General features: G+C 34.9%; 15 protein-coding genes. 11 read left to right on the plus strand and 4 right to left on the minus strand.

Going from position 1 to position 17,031, the window contains the following annotated elements; genetic code table 11:
- Positions 1-3: 3 nt before the first annotated feature.
- The gene (gene greA, locus NPY00_RS04490; protein ID WP_269020873.1) at positions 4-477 is read right to left on the minus strand and encodes a transcription elongation factor GreA; all 474 of its coding nucleotides are present in this window, start codon (positions 475-477) and stop codon (positions 4-6) included.
- Positions 478-789: 312 nt separating this feature from the next.
- Between greA and NPY00_RS04495 the strand changes: the two genes are divergently transcribed.
- The 5 genes from NPY00_RS04495 to NPY00_RS04515 all read left to right on the plus strand — a co-directional run bounded on the left by NPY00_RS04495 (position 790) and on the right by NPY00_RS04515 (position 8,374).
- Complete coding sequence (locus NPY00_RS04495) at positions 790-1,128, plus strand: SH3 domain-containing protein (RefSeq protein ID WP_269020874.1); 339 nt, start codon at positions 790-792, stop codon at positions 1,126-1,128.
- Positions 1,129-1,452: 324 nt separating this feature from the next.
- A complete protein-coding gene (locus NPY00_RS04500; RefSeq protein ID WP_269020875.1) occupies positions 1,453-3,990 on the plus strand; it encodes a hypothetical protein in 2,538 nt (845 codons plus the stop codon).
- Positions 3,991-4,603: 613 nt separating this feature from the next.
- Positions 4,604-6,793: an excinuclease ABC subunit UvrB gene (gene uvrB, locus NPY00_RS04505; protein ID WP_442864030.1), complete on the plus strand. Its 2,190-nt coding sequence runs from the start codon at positions 4,604-4,606 to the stop codon at positions 6,791-6,793.
- Positions 6,794-7,434: 641 nt separating this feature from the next.
- Positions 7,435-7,650, plus strand: coding sequence for a cold-shock protein (locus NPY00_RS04510; protein WP_269020877.1), 216 nt, complete (start codon positions 7,435-7,437; stop codon positions 7,648-7,650).
- Positions 7,651-7,831: 181 nt separating this feature from the next.
- Positions 7,832-8,374 (plus strand): BA14K family protein, encoded by a 543-nt coding sequence (locus NPY00_RS04515; protein ID WP_269020878.1) that lies wholly within the window; start codon positions 7,832-7,834, stop codon positions 8,372-8,374.
- A gap of 45 nt (positions 8,375-8,419) precedes the next feature.
- Here NPY00_RS04515 and NPY00_RS04520 read toward each other — a convergent pair whose 3' ends face one another.
- Positions 8,420-9,064: an MBL fold metallo-hydrolase gene (locus NPY00_RS04520; RefSeq protein ID WP_269020943.1), complete on the minus strand. Its 645-nt coding sequence runs from the start codon at positions 9,062-9,064 to the stop codon at positions 8,420-8,422.
- Between the two features lie 154 nt (positions 9,065-9,218).
- On the opposite strand from NPY00_RS04520, the gene NPY00_RS04525 reads away from it, so the two are divergent.
- Together NPY00_RS04525 and NPY00_RS04530 are read left to right on the plus strand one after the other, a co-directional pair.
- Positions 9,219-9,923: a response regulator gene (locus tag NPY00_RS04525; RefSeq protein WP_269020879.1), complete on the plus strand. Its 705-nt coding sequence runs from the start codon at positions 9,219-9,221 to the stop codon at positions 9,921-9,923.
- Between the two features lie 52 nt (positions 9,924-9,975).
- Positions 9,976-11,271, plus strand: a complete 1,296-nt coding sequence (locus NPY00_RS04530; protein WP_442864029.1) for an ATP-binding protein — start codon at positions 9,976-9,978, stop codon at positions 11,269-11,271.
- Positions 11,272-11,302: 31 nt separating this feature from the next.
- Here NPY00_RS04530 and NPY00_RS04535 read toward each other — a convergent pair whose 3' ends face one another.
- A complete protein-coding gene (locus NPY00_RS04535) occupies positions 11,303-11,803 on the minus strand; it encodes a YbjN domain-containing protein (RefSeq protein WP_269020880.1) in 501 nt (166 codons plus the stop codon).
- Positions 11,804-12,220: 417 nt separating this feature from the next.
- Positions 12,221-12,460, minus strand: a complete 240-nt coding sequence (locus tag NPY00_RS04540; RefSeq protein ID WP_269020881.1) for an accessory factor UbiK family protein — start codon at positions 12,458-12,460, stop codon at positions 12,221-12,223.
- A 259-nt stretch (positions 12,461-12,719) separates the two neighbouring features.
- Between NPY00_RS04540 and lgt the strand changes: the two genes are divergently transcribed.
- The 4 genes from lgt (at position 12,720) to NPY00_RS04560 (ending at position 16,570) form a co-directional block, all read left to right on the plus strand.
- Complete coding sequence (gene lgt, locus NPY00_RS04545) at positions 12,720-13,577, plus strand: prolipoprotein diacylglyceryl transferase (protein ID WP_269020882.1); 858 nt, start codon at positions 12,720-12,722, stop codon at positions 13,575-13,577.
- Entirely contained in the window at positions 13,577-14,671 is a 1,095-nt protein-coding gene (locus NPY00_RS04550) for a class I SAM-dependent methyltransferase (protein ID WP_269020883.1), read from the plus strand. Before lgt ends, NPY00_RS04550 begins: the two co-directional genes overlap by 1 nt.
- A gap of 61 nt (positions 14,672-14,732) precedes the next feature.
- Positions 14,733-15,518 carry a peptidoglycan editing factor PgeF gene (gene pgeF / locus NPY00_RS04555; protein ID WP_269020884.1) on the plus strand — a complete coding sequence of 262 codons (786 nt, stop codon included), beginning with the start codon at positions 14,733-14,735 and terminating at the stop codon, positions 15,516-15,518.
- Positions 15,519-15,637: 119 nt separating this feature from the next.
- Entirely contained in the window at positions 15,638-16,570 is a 933-nt protein-coding gene (locus NPY00_RS04560; protein WP_269020885.1) for a ribose-phosphate pyrophosphokinase, read from the plus strand.
- The last annotated feature ends 461 nt before the right edge of the window (positions 16,571-17,031 follow it).

Genomic DNA, 17,031 nt, shown 5'->3' on the forward strand with positions numbered 1-17,031 from the left:
TACTTAAATATATTGCACTTCAATAATTTCGTAATTATGCGCACCACCCGGTGCATTCACTTCAATAACATCACCCTCTTGTTTACCAATCAGAGCACGTGCAATAGGTGAAGAAATCGAAATCTTACCAATTTTTACATCAGCCTCTTGATCACCAACAATCTGATAAACCTTATTTTCTTCAGTATCTTCATCTAAAAGTTTTATCGTTGCTCCAAACTGAATTCTATCGCCTGAAAGACGTGAAACATTTATGACTTCTGCTCGCGCAATATAATCTTCAAGCTCATTAATTCGTCCTTCATTATAGCTTTGCGCTTCTTTAGCAGCGTGATATTCAGCATTCTCGGAGAGATCTCCATGCGCACGAGCTTCAGAAATTGCTTCAATAATCCTCGGACGCTCTTGCTGTTGACGCCAACGCAGTTCCTCTTTAAGACTTTCAAAACCAGCTGTAGTCATCGGAACTTTTTCCATGATCTGTCCCTTTCTTTCACACGGAAGGCTTTATAAAACATAAAAAACGGCTTCCAAAAATATTTTGGAATCCGGATATTACAATTGCCTCCATTATATAGTACAGAAACCCTATTTTCCATACAAAAATAAAGGAGAATATAGTGTATTCCTTTATTATTTATAAATTGAGATGATATTTTAAATTAAAAACGCACATTTCACTCTCTATAACGCTTCTCTATATCGTAGAGAAAAATTGTATTTTTTGTCATTCTGTTATAACTTACAAGAAAATTGTATGAAAATAGAGAGAAATCCTGTGAGGAAACAGTGAAAAAAATAGCCTATTTTTTTGTATTGCTCTCTCTCTTCTTCGTCACAATAAAAACATATGCTGCAAATGCTATCGTAACAACAAACCTTAATTTTAGAGCAGGACCGAGCACATATTATACACTGCGTGGTTTAATTCCTGCAGGACAATCAGTTCTCGTTCACACTTGCAGTGGGAACTGGTGTCAAATTAGCTATAATACACAAAAAGGTTGGGTATCCGCCCATTATCTTTCGTTTAAAAATAGTCACGAGCTTTATCGAACCTATACATTATCATCATCTTCAGAACCCCTCTTCAACTCTGCATTCATAACAAACAATGATTATAATTAATTTTATCATAAGCGCTTTTTGGACAAGAGCACCATCAAGGTCGCAATTTAAATTTTAGAAAAGATAAAGTATAAAAAGTAATTATTATGCATAGCATATTTTATAATCACAAAAAGTTGAAAAGAAATGGTATATACTTCAATCATTATATCTTTTTGGAATTTTAAAATTTTTAAAGAATATTCACTTCAAATCTTTACAGGGTCAAAGCGCTCACTTATTTTCTTGAATTAGGGTCTTTCTATGTAAATAAATCTCATACGATCGTAAATATAATTGTCCATATAGGTTTTACTGTTTTATTTTTGCACTTAAGATTTTATTATGAATTTTGACTATTTGACTTCATTATTATGCAATAAGTTTCCATCAACATCCGCAATATTAATACTTCTCATTGTAGGTTATAAATATAGAAAACAATGGATATCTTTTCTCTACAACTTCATAAACAAAGATGATGACCGGATAAGGAACTTTACTTGTTTCTTTAAATATCTAGCAATTTCTTACCCTGAAATATTTATTTGGGTAATTCATTCGGTTTTATTTTATCCGAAAGCTAACGGAAAAAACTATCTTTTTTTAAAAAAAATGGTCCTCAAAGTCGCTAAAGAAGTTGGAAAACAAGATGACGCCGATGGTCTTTCCTCTTATTTCATATATCTCGCAGACAAACACCCTGTTGTTTATTTTTATCTCCTTGATAAACATTTTTTTCAATATCATGAAGCAAAACATGACCTATTTTTTAAAGAATGTTTTCTTAAAGCTGCTCAGAAAATAGGAAGTAAATATAGTGAATTTGATGAAGATCCTTTTGTCGCTTATTTAATATATTTTGCTAAAAAAAATTATGAACCGTTTACTGATACATTTCATAGGGTGTTCTTTCTTCAAAAAAATGAGAGTCCAGTTATGGATTTTTTACAAAAAAAATTTGAAAAAGCTGCTTGTGAAGTAAATAATACAAATGATCTAAGGTCATATTTAGTCAATATAGCAAAAGAAAACCCTGAAAAATTTATTGACCTTCTGTTCAATGCTTGTTCTCATAAAGGCCTTCTTCATTCAGCGGCTGAGGAGATAGGCAAAAACTTCTTGCAAGATGTTTTTTTTGAAAAATATGCTCCTATCTTACCTTATTGGAGCATAGCCGAAGATAATGATGACAACAATCATCTTGTCCCTTATTTAATATATTTAGAACACAACAAACCTAAAAAATTTATTGAACTCTTTAATAAAAATAAAACAAAATCCAATTCTTTTTTTGAAAAATTATTTATCGACGCTGTTCAAAAAATAGGAAGAGAATATGGGAAAAAAGATCTTTTCTTTTATATTTCTTTCATCATCACAAGTAACTCTAAAAAATGTTTTGATGAAATTATAAAGGCTTTAGAGAATAAAGAAAACAATGATTCTTTTAAAAATAAGTTAATTGATATTGTTAAAACAAATTTCAAAAACGTAGATGATAAATTTACTGAAAATTTCGATGATTGTTATTACCTACTAGAACAATTTTCAAATTTCCTAGAAGAACAAGAAGATATTTTGCCTATAAATTGTCTATCTTTTGTTGAGGCAATAGAAAAAGAACGTGGTAGAGATGGAATTTCTCCTTATTTTCAGCGTCTTTTGATAAAAACTCAACAAACATTTGCTAACTTTCTTATAGATCTTTTCTCTTGTGAAAAAATTGAGCGATATAAAAACGATGAAAATTTTCTTCATTTTAAACAAGCTATTATTCAAGTCACTAATAAAATTGGCACACAACATATTGATAATTACAGTATAAAAGAAACACAAGATACAAAAGCAAAATATAATAAAGATAGTTTTGTTCCTTATCTAATATATTTAGCACATAAACACTATTCAATTTATTTTTCACTGTTTGAACAAGTCTTAGCACCTCAAAATGGTGCAGAATATGACGAATCGTTAAAGAATGCTCTTGTTGAAGCTGCTAATGAAGTAGGACAATATTTAAAAAAAAGAGAAAATGCTGATAGTGAAGGCGATTGTGTGTCTTACTTTGTACATCATCTTAAAGGTGATTCTCAAAATCTTAAAGGTGATTCTCAACAATTCTTTGAGTTTCTCACAACAACATATTCTCTTCAGGAAATAAAACATACAAAAATGAACAGAATTTGCTCTTTAAGAACAGCTGTTATTCAACAAATTACAAAAGCGAAGACGCAATACGACAAGGATAGTTTTGTTAGCCATTTAGTTTCTGAGGAGAAAAAGAATTCTTTCTATTTTAGCGAATTATTTAGCAAAGTATTTTCACGTATTTTTAATCATCTAGGCACTGAAAATGAATATAATTGTTTTTTAAAAAAATCTCTCCTTGAAACTATTGAGAAAATAGGTAAGGAACATGATCCGAATACCAAAAATGGCTCTGTGTCTTATTTGGCCAACAAAATAGAAAAAGATCCTGAATATTTTGTACGTATTTTAAATTATCAAGACACTGGAAGTAAATATGATCGTCTTTTAAAAAAGTCTCTCCTTGAAGCCATTGAGAAAATAGGTAAGAAATATGATCCGAATACCAAAAATGGCTGTGCATCTTATCTACGACATTATCCACATTTTATGGAGATATTTTTTGATACTTTTTTTCCATCTGAAGCTAAAATAAAATATGATCGTTCTTTACAAAAGATTGTTTTGCAAACGATTTCTGATATGGGAGAGATATGTTATCAGTATGGTTTGTCTGTAGAAACGTTTTCATCAGAAAATCCTGACTCAAATACTTCTGCTCAGGTTCAACTAAATGTGCAAATACCATTCGCTCCGATAAATATCATTCGCTCCGATATCGATTGGAAGTGAAAAACTCTTAAAGTCACAGTTTATCTGAAGTTGCAGTGTATGCAATAAGTATTAAAGCATTTTGTGACTTGTATAACTACTTGAAAACATAAAAAATAGTTGTTCTAAATTGAGTTAATTGATTTCTAAAACCATAAGAATAACAATATCATTCTTGATAATACATTTTTTAAACATCTCGTACCAAAGTGTCATCCTTAAACATGATTTTTTATCTGTAATGTCTCTGATGCCCTATTAAAAAGTTAATGGAGTATATGAAACATCTTTTTTCTTTCGAAAAAACCAAAAATAACTGTGCATCGTTATAAACATGAACGAAGTAAATAGCTTGAAATGATCCCGAGGTTATAAAGGTTGGCTACTATGTATTATATTGCGCAAATCTATACATAAATTCAAGTGAGGTAAAAAAGCCAGTTTACACGTTAGAATTAACTTTTATGAAGAACCTGCATCTTTTTCTTGTCATATTCAAATGACTGTATAAAATATTCTTATAATGTCACAACAAAAATTAAAAAAAACAGCAAAACAAATCTCAAAAACATCGCGCAAAACATTAAAATGTGCTGAGAATGCTCAAAGTGATTCGGCTATGAACCTTAAGAAAATGGCGGAATCTAAAACTTCCTTTGAAACCGAAAAGCTTTCTGAGACAACAAAAAAAGCAAATGCTCTGACAGAAACAGTCGAGAATCTATCTGCCCTTATCTCTGCAGAAAACCCTTTGATCAAAAATGGTGCACTATGGACACCTCATCGCCCCATACACCCCGAGAAATCGGAAGGAGGTATTCCATTTCAAATTAAAACATCCTTTGAGCCTGCTGGAGATCAACCTTCTGCAATTAAAACTCTTCTTGAAGGGATAGAAAACAATGAACATACTCAAGTGCTTTTAGGTGTTACCGGCTCAGGGAAAACCTATACCATGGCCAAAGTTATTGAGAAAACGCAACGTCCTGCTCTCATTCTCGCTCCGAACAAAACTCTGGCGGCACAACTTTATGGAGAGTTTAAAAATTTTTTTCCTCATAATGCTGTTGAGTATTTTGTCTCTTATTATGATTATTATCAGCCCGAAGCTTATGTTGCACGCTCTGATACCTATATTGAAAAAGAATCCTCCATCAATGAACAAATAGATCGCATGCGTCATGCTGCAACACGTGCAGTACTAGAACGAGATGATGTTATCATCGTTGCATCTGTGTCTTGTATATACGGAATTGGTTCAGTAGAAACCTATACGGCTATGACATCTCAAATACACAAAGGAGATAGACTGAACCAGCGACAATTATTAGCTGACTTAGTAACACAGCAATATTACCGACAAGACATCAATTTTGTTCGCGGTTCTTTTCGTGTCCGCGGCGATACAATTGAAATTTTTCCTGCCCATTTTGAAGATCGCGCTTGGCGTATCTCGTTATTCGGTGATGAAGTTGAAAACATTACTGAATTCGACCCTTTAACAGGACAAAAAACAGGGGATCTTCAATCCATTAAAATTTATGCTAATTCGCATTATGTAACACCGCGACCAACCTTAAATCAGGCTATTCAATCAATTAAAAGAGAACTAACACAACGTCTCGACGAGTTAAATGCAGCTGGTCGTCTTTTAGAAGCTCAACGTTTAGAACAACGAACAATCTTTGATTTGGAAATGTTGGAAACGACTGGATCTTGCCATGGCATCGAAAATTATTCGCGATATTTAACAGGAAGAAACCCCGGCGAGCCACCTCCAACCCTATTCGAATATATTCCAAATAATGCTCTTGTTTTTATCGATGAAAGCCATGTTACTATTCCTCAAATCGGTGGTATGTACCGTGGTGACTTTCGACGAAAAGCAACTTTAGCAGAATATGGATTTCGTCTCCCTTCCTGCATGGATAATCGTCCATTACGTTTTGAAGAATGGGATGCTATGCGCCCACAAACGATTGCAGTCTCTGCAACACCAGGATCTTGGGAAATAGAGCAATCATGTGGCATTTTTGCAGAACAAGTCATTCGCCCCACAGGACTTATTGATCCAGAAACAGAAGTGCGCCCAGCACGCACACAAGTTGATGATGTTGTCAACGAAATTCAAAAAACAACCCAAAAAGGCTATCGCACATTAGTGACAGTTCTTACAAAACGAATGGCCGAAGATTTGACAGAATATCTCCATGAACAAGGTATTCGTGTCCGTTATATGCATTCAGATATCGATACATTAGAGCGTATCGAAATCCTTCGAGATTTGAGACTTGGTACTTTTGATGTTTTAATCGGCATTAATTTACTGCGAGAAGGCTTGGATATTCCAGAGTGTGGTTTCGTTGCCATTCTAGATGCTGATAAAGAAGGCTTTTTACGCTCAGAAACCTCACTCATTCAAACCATTGGGCGAGCAGCGCGGAATGTAGATGGTCGTGTTATCCTTTATGCAGATACAATAACTAACTCCATGGAACGCGCCTTACAAGAAACAAAGCGGCGGCGTGAAAAACAAATCGCCTACAATATAAAGCATCATATTACACCAACCAGTATAAAAAAGAATATCGGAGATATTATAAATCCAGTTGATGAAAACAACTCTACTCGCACAACTCAATCTAATTTTAGAGCCCAAAATAATAAAATTGGCAATAATTTAACGAAACATATTCAACATCTTGAAAAATCAATGCGTAAAGCAGCAGCTGATCTTAATTTTGAAGAAGCAGCAAAACTTCGTGATGAAATAAAACATTTGCAAAAAATGGAACTAGAAATTGCCGATAATCCTTTAAGGTAGAACGACAAACATCCAATCAATAGAAATTACAATCAAATTTTTTAAGCTCAATTTTAAGACTGTAAAAACATAAGTCTTTAAAGAATCATCAAAATTTTACCAAAAATATTCTGAGCAAAATACCCCATAAAACAGATATCATTTTTCCAATAAACAATAAAAAAATGAAGATTAACGATGCTCCATCTGCATGTAGATAACAATGATTCCACGGTATTTGGAAAATAGATTTATTTCCTATTCAGCATTTTCAAAACATTTAAAATGACAAAAACTAAAAATACAAAATAAATTATTTTAGTTGTATTTTATGCTCATCATTCCAATAATAGATAAGATATTTTTAAATTTTTTCAAATTTCTAGCTAAAAAGTGACATAATAAAGCAAATTTTATAAAGAAATCTCTTGTAAAATATTATATTTTCAAGCAATCTTGAATCATTTAGACATGTTGAGAACATAAAAAAAACTTCAAAAAGGTTTTATGGATACACTTTATGGATTTTATATGAGAACGATATTAGTGAATAAAGTGTTTTTCGAATATCAAAACTGTCTAAATGATTGTCGCACATATAATGTGTGGCGCAATTTTCTGTAATTCGTCTTTAACCAAGACAAAAAATAAGGAAGTATTCTATGTCTCAAACAGGTGAGGTAAAATTTTTTAATAGCAGTAAAGGTTTTGGTTTTATTAAACCAGATAATGGTGGAGCTGATGTCTTTGTTCACATTTCTGCTCTTCAAGCTTCGGGGCTTTCTGGATTAAATGATGCGCAAAGAGTATCGTTTGATATAGAAGCTGATCGTCGTGGGAAAGGGCTCAAAGCCATCAATATTAGCGTCATGGATTAACGTAGATATTTTGCGTGTTCAATCTTGAATCGTCACTTTATTTCATTGTTTTGATAATTTATTTTCAACCAAATAGCTTTTTTGTTCGTTATATTGCGAATAAAATGTGGAACTGTTCAGGTTATGTTCAGTTTGGCAGATGTAAAGTATGAGTAATATAGACTTATAAGGGAGTATTGCTATGGAAAAATTAATCAAGCGAGCAGTATTATCGACGGTATCAATTATAGGGATTATAGTTCCGTTCAAGACAGCAGTGGCTTATGATGGGTTTGGTGATTATCATCATCAGCGCTTTCAGAGCCATTCGTACCATCATCCTCAAACGCACAGTAGTATTCAACGAAATATTCACCGTGAACAGAGCACACATCACCACTATCATGTTGAGCGTAATACGCATCATCATACCTATAGATATCGTGCATTTCCTGACAATACCGGTGATACTTTAGCAGCAGGAGTACTAGGTTTTGCTGCAGGCGCTCTTTTGGGGAACGCTTTGAAAAAAACTGAACAACCGCAGGTTATTTATCAAGTACAACCACAAAACCAGATCATTTATCAAGCGCCACCAGCAGAAATATATCAATCTCTTTCACAACAACAAATAAATGCTTGGCTTAAATATTGCAGTAACAAATACCGTACATTTAACCCTCAGACAGGAACTTTTCGCGGTCGTGACGGCTTAGATCATTTTTGTTATGCACCACTGAAATAATTTAATGAACAAAAACCTCACTCTAAAGTGAGGTTTTGTGTACAATTAAATTCCTCGAAGAAACGGATTATGTTGCCGCTCATGTCCTATTTGACTTCCTGGTCCGTGACCACAAATAAATCTGACATCATCACCCAGTGGTAAAATCTTCTCTTTAATGGATTTTATCAATTTTTCATAAGAGCATAATGGAAAATCTGTACGTCCAATAGAACCACGAAAGAGCACATCACCCATTAAAGCAAAACGCTCTTTTTCATTGAAATAAATAACATGACCAGGAGTGTGCCCTGGCGTGTGAAAGACGTTAAACACATGTCCAGCACAATCAACGCTGTCTCCATCCTCCAACCATTGATCAGGAACACAAATACGCCCCTCAGGCATACAGTAGTTCTTTGCCATTTTATTCATATCATCCATCACCGGTCTATCATCACGGTGCGAACCAATAATTGGAACATTCAATGCTTCTTTAGCTTGCATGGCCGCACCCACATGGTCAAAATGACCATGCGTAATCCAAATAGTCTCAACCATAACACCCATTTGTTGAATAACTTCTTGAATTTGAGGCCACTCTCCACCAGGATCAACTAAAACACCTTTTTTATTTTCATCATCAAAAAGTAAGGCACAATTTTGTCGAAAAGGTGTAACTGGAATAATTTGAACACTTAGACTCCCCATAGCCACCCCTTTTAAAAAATAAGACATTTTTATATGTCTATAAATACCATTCCTTATTTTCTTATTAAAGCAAAATAACTGACTGCTCGACAGCTGGAAACAACTTATGTAGACTACAGTAATGTAAACCGCATTTATATTAAGGTTTTGAATAATGACCGATGATGTTCAAATTCTATATGATGATGCACCTCACCTTCTCGTTATTGATGATGATACCCGTATTCGCAATCTTTTATCTCAATATCTTATTAAAAATGGATTTCGTGTTACAGTCTCTACCAATGCAGATGAAGCAAGAAGACAACTTGCAAGTTTAGATTTTGATCTTCTTATTGTCGACGTGATGATGCCTGGAGAAAATGGTATTGATCTTACTCTTTCACTTCGTAAAACCAAAAATGTACCCATTTTAATCCTAACAGCTTTGTCAGAAATAGATAATCGGATTCATGGATTAGAAGCAGGCGCCGACGATTATCTTGCTAAACCTTTTGACCCTCGTGAACTTTTACTTCGGATCAATGCCATTTTACGACGTGGATTTTCTCCTAACCAATCCAAAATAGAACAAATTGTTTTTGGTCCTTATACGTTTTCAATTTCACGACGTGAACTTAAAAAAGGAGGCGAAATTATTAAATTAACAGATAAAGAACAAGAAATGATGATCATTTTTGCCGAACATATGGGTGATACAATTCCACGTCATAAATTTGCAAAAAATGATAATGGTACAAGCGAGCGCGCCATTGATGTACAAATTAATCGTCTACGGCGTAAAATCGAAAAAGACCCTGCAGCCCCTATATGGCTCCAAACTGTACGAGGAATCGGTTATAAATTATCAATTGAATAAGCACATAATAGTCAAACCAGCGAAAAAATTGGCTCGATGGTTAACCCAAAAAATGCCAAAGCGACTTTATGCTCGCTCGTTGATTATTATTATTGCCCCTATGGTGCTATTACAGACGGTCATTGGCTACATTTTCATGGAACGTCACTGGCAAATGGTCACTGAGCGTCTCTCAACGGCTGTTGTCCGTGATGTTGCAGCAATCATTGATATTATTGAAACCTACCCACAACAAGATAATTATGAAAATATCAAACGAATTACCCAACAACGCATGGGATTAAATATTTCTATTCTTCCACCCGCTCCTCTTCCTCCTCCGGGACCTAAGCCATTTTTTGCAATCCTTGATTATTTTCTCAGTGAAGAAATCACACGTCAAATTAATCGTCCTTTTTGGATCGATACCGTAGGTGATTCTGATCTTGTCGAAATTCGCATTCACCTTGATCATAATATTTTGCGTGTTTTTGCTATGAGGAGCCAAGCTTATGCTTCTAATACGGCTATTTTTTTAAGCTGGATGGTCGGAACAGCTCTTGTTTTATTGCTCATTGCCATTTACTTTTTGCGAAATCAAATAAAACCTATTCAACAATTAGCTGAAGCTGCTGAAAGTTTTGGGTGCGGTCGTCCTTTACCTAAAGGATTTCAACCACAAGGAGCGGATGAAGTCCGTCGTGCTGGAATCGCTTTTTTACGCATGCGAGAACGGATTGAACGCCAAATAGAACAGCGTACCATGATGCTTTCAGGTGTCAGCCATGATTTAAGAACTATTCTGACACGTTTTAAACTCCAACTGGCATTAACAAGTACTGATTTTGATATGACTCCTCTTGATCAAGATATCAGCGATATGCAAAATATGTTAGAGGATTATCTTGCTTTTGCTCGTGGTGAAGGGAGTGAAAAAGTCAAAAATTTTGATTTAAATACTTTAATGCAGAAATTTTCTACTGAGGCTCATCTTCATAAGCGTCAATTTTCCTACTCCATTGAAGGTCAAACACAAATACAAGTACGCCCCCACGCCTTTACTCGTTTAGTTGGCAATCTTGTGTCAAATGCATTTCATTATGCCAACACTGTCCAACTCACAGCAACATCCCAACAAGAACTTTTTATACTGATCATTGATGATGATGGCCCAGGCATTCACAAAGATATGCGCACAGAAGTATTTAAACCATTTTTTAGACTCGACGAAGCACGCAATCAAGATGCCAGTGGAACAGGTCTTGGACTTTCCATTGCACAAGATATAGCTCATACCCATGGAGGCAATATAGAGTTAGATGACAGCCCACTTGGCGGTCTGCGAGCTATTGTTAAAATCCCTTTATAAAAAACGATACAAAAGAGATTTATCGAATAGTTCAAGCATTCCCCACCGTTTCAAATAAAGTATATTGTAGTGCTTTATAAGCACTTTCACCAGCCCCAGCAACCATCTGAAAAGCAGCATAATGGCTTTCACAAACTTCAAGTGCATAGATCAGTAATGTTTCAACTTGTTTATGAGATGGATGCACACCACCCGACAGAAGGAGGCCTTGCCGATAAATAACTGTATTATCTTTTTGCCAATAATCAAAATGTCCTAATAATAATTTTTCGTTAATTGCTAACAATAAACGATGGAACTCTACCGTTCGAGAATTTTCAAGAGAAAGATCAAATGCACAAGATAAATGAAGTGCTTCTTGTTCTTCCATCCAAGAAAAAGCAAGACGATAATTGGCTTGCGTTCCTTCCACGCAAACGCTAATTTCATCTTCTGCATTTCGTTCAAAGGACCAGTTATATCTATAGGCAATTTGCTCAATAAAATCGACAGGATGCTCTTCTCTTTCTATAGCATTAAAGGCAAGCCTCATTCTCAATCCTCAATATAATAAAAACGTTATCAAGACAGCGCAAGAAAAACCTCATTGCAACAGTGATCCTGTTACAACCAAAGCTTTCGCACAGAATAAATACACATCAAAACATGGACAAAACGCATAACACTAGGAAACAAAATAACCCATGTCTCCCAAAAATAATAAGCTCAATTAAAACAAAACGAATCACTAAGCTTCTTCAGTGTATTGATACTATTTCATAGCACCAGTCCTCTGATGCAGAAAAAATATCTTTTTATAAAAAAAATGTAGGAATTAAATTAACAAAATAATGTAAGATATTTAAAATTAATTATTTTTTAATTTAAAATACTCACATGAAAAATTGGGGATTATTTTTAAAAAATGATAATTTTTCAGTTTAAAACTCTTTAATTTTCTTTTACGGCGTTATTTTTCTAAATCATCAAGACGTTTTTTCAATTCAGCGTTCTCAGCGTGAACTTTAAGAACCATTTCTTTAACCATTTCAAATTCCTCACGCGAAACAAGATCAAGCTTATTTGTGATCTTTTCTGCTTGAGAACGAAAAACAGTTCCTGCTTCTTGTTTTACACCTTGTATAACTCCGACGGCGTCTGTTGCCAATTTCGCTAATTCATCAAGAATACGATTTGATCCATTATGCATAAAATTTTTCCTTTTTATTTTCTGTTATTGATACACACGCGCATTCTCGTGCATCTTCATAACATATAGAGAGTGTATTTGTTCCTGTTACCAACAGAAATTTCATTTCTTATATTTTTTAGGTCTTATCCATAGTAACTCTTATACCACATTAATAATAGGAGTAACTTTTTCTCTTTTACACTTATAACTTGACCCTTTTTTATCCATCTGTCATGTTTTGGTAAACTATAAAATTAATCAATGTGACATACTTTTTATGAATAATTTTCTTTCTTGTCCTGCAATAGCCTTTCCTTCTTTTCTTGATCCTGTCATTATTCATATAGGACCCATTGCACTCCACTGGTATGGACTTGGATATGTTGTTGGTATTCTTTTCTCATGGTGGTATGCTCATAAATTATTGGAAAAAAAATCTCTATGGCAGGCAAACCAGCCTCCTATGAAGAAAGATCAAATAAGTGATTTTGTCATTTGGGCCACTATCGGTATCGTTGTTGGTGGTCGTTTAGGACAAGTTTTTGTGTGGGATCCAGTTTATTATTTTAACCATCCACTTGCCACCATTGCTGTATGGGATGGTGGGATGTCTTTTCATGGAGGATTCATCGGTATTACAATTGCAATGATTTTGTTCGCCAGAAAAAATAATATTCGTATCTGGGCCATGTTTGATATAATTGCTGCAGGAGCTCCTATTGGTATAGGCATTGTGCGAATATGCAATTTCATTAATCAAGAATTATGGGGAAATGTTACCTCTGTTCCGTGGGCCGTTTGTTTTCAAAGCGATCCTCAATATCTGCCACGTCACCCAAGTCAACTTTACGAAGCATTTCTGGAAGGATTTTTTCTTTTTATCATCTTGCTTATTGCTATTTTTGCTTTCAAATTATTAAAACGTTCTGGTGCTGTAACAGGAATATTTGTAACAAGTTACGGGATCGCACGCAGTATTTCAGAATTGTTCCGAATGCCTCAAGAAGACCCAGAATGGTTTTTAGCTCTTTTTCATAACACTGGTCTTACTTATGGCATGACTTTATCTTTTCCTATGATCTTATTTGGTTTATATGCACTTCTTCGTGCACTCAAACAGCATGTTCCAAAATAATGACCACTTTAAAAGAGAACATTAAAAACATTATTGCTCTTAATGGATCAATAACGGTCAACCAATACATGTCTCTAGTACTTACAGACCCTCAATTTGGGTATTATCAAACACAAAACCCCTTTGGGAGAAATGGTGATTTTATTACAGCACCTGAAGTCAGCCAATTATTTGGAGAAATGATTGGTATTTGGCTGATAACAAGCTGGAAAGCTCAAAATTGTCCCCAACCTTTTATTTTAGCAGAAATAGGTCCAGGACGCGGAACTCTTATGGATGATGTTTTACGAACACTTCAAAAACTGTGTGTAAAAGCATTTAATGCCGCTGAAATTTTTCTTATTGAAACAAGCCAACGTCTTGTACAGGAACAAAAAAAACGGTTATCATCCTATAAAAAGAAAATCCATAACTTTGATAGTTTTGATCTATTACCTTCAAAACCTCTCTTCTTAATTGCCAATGAATTATTCGATGCACTTCCGATCCATCAATATATAAAAATCGACGGGATATGGAGAGAACGCTGTATTACACTTGATAAAAAAGGTAATTTTACCTTTACAGTTGACCAGCGCAAACTGCCTTCTGATGCTTTTCCTCTTCACTGCGCTTTAGCTCCTGAAGAAACAATTTTAGAACATTCACCTTTAAGAAATCAATTAATGCAACAAATTAGCAAACATTTAGTGCAAACAAATGGTTCTGCTTTACTGATTGATTATGGTTCTTCCGAGTTAGCATTTGGAGATACACTGCAAGCTCTCTCTAAGCACAAATTTCGTGATATTTTTGCAGCTCCTGGAGAAGATGATTTAACCTCACATGTTGATTTTTTTTCTTTAAAGAAAATAGCTCTTCAACAAGGCTGTTTTGCTGAAATTCTGGAACAGGGAGATTTTCTTTTAAAAATGGGGATTCTTGAGCGTGCAGGACAGCTTGGGTGTCATAAAGATTCTGTGATTCAAAACAAAATATGTCAAGACGTCGAACGATTAATCAGCCCCCATCAAATGGGGACGCTTTTTAAAGTTCTGCACATAAGCCATCAATCGACTCCCCTTGCTCAACTTTTAACGATGAATAATCCCTAAAAAATGACCATTTCATAAGGTACTATTTTCATAGCCAATACTTTAAACGGACGCTATTTCTATGAAATCTATTCTAAATCCTATCCTTGCACAGGATCTTTCTGCCTTACTACCGTATGGAATAAAACACGGTTTCTTTACACGCCAAGGAGGCGTTTCAACTAATCTTTATCAAAGTCTGAATATCAGCAAAGGATCCCATGATAATCCTCAACATGTTGTGCAAAATCGTACCTTCATTGCTCATTATTTTGGCATCGAACCGGAAAACTTAATCACTGTTAATCAAACTCACTCCTGTAAAGTTGTGCTAGTTGATCGCACGTTTGTTGGCTCTCCTCCTCAAGCTGATGCGATCGTTACAACAACAAAAGATCTCGCCATAGGCGTTCTTACAGCAGATTGTGGTCCTGTTCTTTTTGCAGATCCCAAAACAGGTGTCATCGGTGTTGCTCATGCTGGTTGGCGAGGAAGTTTAAATGGTATTCTAGAAAAGACAATTGTCGTTATGGAAAAACAAGGAGCTAAACGACAATCAATTAGAGCAGTACTTGGACCCTGTATTGGTCCTTGCCACTATGAAATCACACATGAATTTTATGACCAATTTATTGATCGTCAAAGTCGATTTAAAAAATTTTTTATCAAAACAAATAAAATAAACCATTTTAACTTTAATCTATGGGCGTTCATTATGGATCAATTAAAACAAGCAGGAGTTATTGCGTCTTGCTTAGAGCTTTGTACCTATAAACATGAGCAGCATTTTTTTTCTTATCGTCGTGCAATCCATAGCAATGAACCAGATTACGGTCGGCAAATCTCTGCTCTCATGTTAACAAAATGAAAAATAATTCTTCCATTTCAAAAATGAAACTGTGAAGCTTTTGTAATTCTTTCTTGCAATCTTATAGCAAAAAGTTAAAAACCGTATCTCATCTATGGTGATTACTCAGAGGCTCTATCATGAAACTTTTCTGCGGCAATTCTAATCCACTTCTTGCTAAAGCTGTTGCAAAATATTTGGATATTCCTTTAGGTGCAGCAACAGTAAAGCGTTTCGCTGATCAAGAAATCTTTGTGGAATTACATGAAAATGTCCGCGGAGAAGATGTTTTTATTTTGCAGTCTTCATCCTATCCAGCAAACGACCATTTGATGGAACTACTTATCATGATTGATGCTCTTCGTCGCTCTTCAGCACGTCGCATTACAGCTGTTATTCCTTATTTTGGTTATGCACGTCAGGATCGTAAACCTGGACCACGAACTCCTATTTCTGCAAAACTCGTGGCAAACCTCATTACAGAGGCGGGAGCTCATCGCGTTTTAACTTTAGATCTTCATGCAGGACAAATCCAAGGTTTCTTTGATATTCCGACAGATAATCTCTATGCTGTTCCTGTTATTTCTCGCGATATCAAAATGCATCATTCTCTTGAAAATGTTATCGTTGTTTCACCTGACGTTGGTGGAGTTGTTCGCGCGCGATCTTTAGCTAAACGGTTAAATAGTTTGCTTGCCATCGTCGACAAACGCCGTGAACAACCAGGCGAATCGGAAGTGATGAATATTATTGGAGATGTCACTGGAAAAGATTGCTTTTTGCTTGATGATATTGTTGATTCCGGTGGAACCTTGTGTAATGCAGCAAGTGCTCTTCTCGAACATGGAGCCAAGAGTGTTACAGCCTATATTACGCATGGTGTTCTTTCTGGAAACGCAGTAGAACGCATTACCAATTCCAAATTGAAAGAATTGATCATTACCGACTCCATTATGCCAACAAAAGCCATTGAACAAGCTCATAATATTCGTGTGTTAACAATCGCTGATTTAATCGGAGAAGCGATTGCAAGAACAGCTGCAGAACAATCTGTTTCAAGTTTATTTGATTAAATATATCTTTTGAAGACCTCAGTACTTTTCATTCTCGATAAAGATCAATCAATACAATCATTGATCGAAAATAGAATGTAAGAGTGAATAACAATAACTTATTAGCGTGCAATTTATATTGCAAAACGAATAAAACATGCACGTAAAACTAAAGAATACGTTCGATCAAAACACGTTGACCCTTCAACAAAATTAAAAATAGTCTGGAGTAACAATCATTGGCTTTTAAAACCATCAATATTTCCAATAAGTGATAGTCTATTATCGTAAATAAAATATTTCAATTCACACCACGCTTATACATCTTTTCAACGTTAGAAATCATTGATTTTTTCTCCAACACTTGCATCTCTAAAAAGTTTGAATTATAGAAAAGCCTCTGCGTAGACACCCTTGGAGGCAACGCAGAATGAGGAATTGCGCTTTACAGCGTATATCTTCATATTCATGCAAAAACTATA

Source organism: Bartonella sp. F02, from assembly GCF_026929975.1.
GTDB lineage: Bacteria > Pseudomonadota > Alphaproteobacteria > Rhizobiales > Rhizobiaceae > Bartonella.